The 1,408-nt window shown below is 57.6% G+C and carries 2 protein-coding genes and 1 pseudogene; all 3 read right to left on the reverse strand.

Features of this window, described 5'->3' with window-relative positions:
- The coding region (locus tag ACR0C6_RS21185) for a proton-conducting transporter transmembrane domain-containing protein (RefSeq protein WP_480621070.1) at positions 1-633 on the reverse strand (633 nt) is incomplete at its 3' end.
- Positions 630-989 (reverse strand): Na+/H+ antiporter subunit C, encoded by a 360-nt coding sequence (locus tag ACR0C6_RS21190; protein WP_209503290.1) that lies wholly within the window; start codon positions 987-989, stop codon positions 630-632. The genes ACR0C6_RS21190 and ACR0C6_RS21185, both read right to left, overlap by 4 nt.
- Positions 989-1,408, reverse strand: a pseudogene (locus ACR0C6_RS21195) (MnhB domain-containing protein); the annotation flags it as partial. The gene ACR0C6_RS21190 and the pseudogene ACR0C6_RS21195, both read right to left, overlap by 1 nt.

Here is a 1,408-nt window from a genome sequence, read left to right on the forward strand (position 1 = left end):
CGCGCCAACCCGCAGCAATGCCGTATCCTCGGCCGGGATTTCTGCTACCCGTAAGGCGATATCTGCCATGTTCAGTGTCCCAGTCACGCCATAGATCGTGCCCAAAGCAAACAGGAACAAAGTCGATCCCAACAGGTTGTAAGCGACATATTGCACACCCGCCTTCAACCGCACCGCACCGCCACCATGGGTCATCAGGCCATAAGAGGCGATCAGCAGAACTTCGAAAAACACGAAAAGGTTAAAGGCATCTCCGGTCAGGAAAGCGCCGCAGACACCCATAAGCTGAAAATGGAACAGGGCGTGGAAATGCTTGCCCCGGTTGTCCCAGCCTGTTGCAATGGCGTAAAGCACAATCGGCAGGGCAAGCAGAGCTGTCAGCAAAACCATCATGGCTGACATTCGATCCAGCACCATGACAATGCCAAACGGGGCAGGCCAGTTGCCAAGCTCGTATACCTGAATATCTCCGCCCGAGGCCTGTGCCGTGATCGTCAAGGCGATACCCAACAGGGCTACAACACCGGCAACCGAAAAGATGCGCTGCAAATCCAGATGGTATCGCAGGACCATGATGTTAAACGGAGCCAGGATCGCGGGCAGGACGATCGGCGCAACGATCCAGTGGTTCATGCGTCTTCTCCTGCTGCATCTACGCTGTCCTGCGCTGTCATGTCGATATGGTCATCCTTGGAGGACAGGTACGCGCTGAGCGAGATCATCACGATCACCGCGGTCATCCCAAAGGAAATCACAATTGCGGTCAGCACCAGCGCCTGTGGCAGAGGATCGGTATAAGCGACGTCCTTGTATTTGTTCAGAACCGGGGGGGCGTTCAGCGCAAGGCGCCCGGTCGCGAACAGGAACACGTTGACCGCGTAAGTAATCAGCGACAGGCCCAGAATAACAGGGAACGTCCGGCGGCGCAGGATCAGGAATATTCCGGCAGCGGTCAAGATACCGACGGCAGAGGCTACGAGCGCTTCCATCAGGCCTGCTCCTTCTCTTGTTCTTGTTCCGGTGGAGAGTCCCGCAGGGGATTGATATCCATCGGGAATTCCTGTGCCATTCCGGGCTGCCACGCAAAGCGGGACAGGCTGTCGAGTGCCAGCATGACCGCACCCAGAACCGCAAGGAACACGCCCGTGTCAAACAGCATGGCGGTGGCCCATTCGAATTCCTCAAGCGGGGGCCAGTGGAGATAGCCAAAATCACTGTCAGGAAGGGGCGTTCATTGAACCAGGCCCCCAGCCCCGTGGCAGCGGCGATCAGCACGCCCCAGCCAATGGTGCCGTGGTAATAAAACCGCTGCCGCTCAATCGCCCAAGTATAGCCGCTGGCCATGTATTGCATCAGATAGGCGATGGCGACGATCAGCCCAGCGATAAATCCGCCGCCGGGCTGGTTG

This window comes from Ruegeria sp. AL12, from assembly GCF_056540885.1.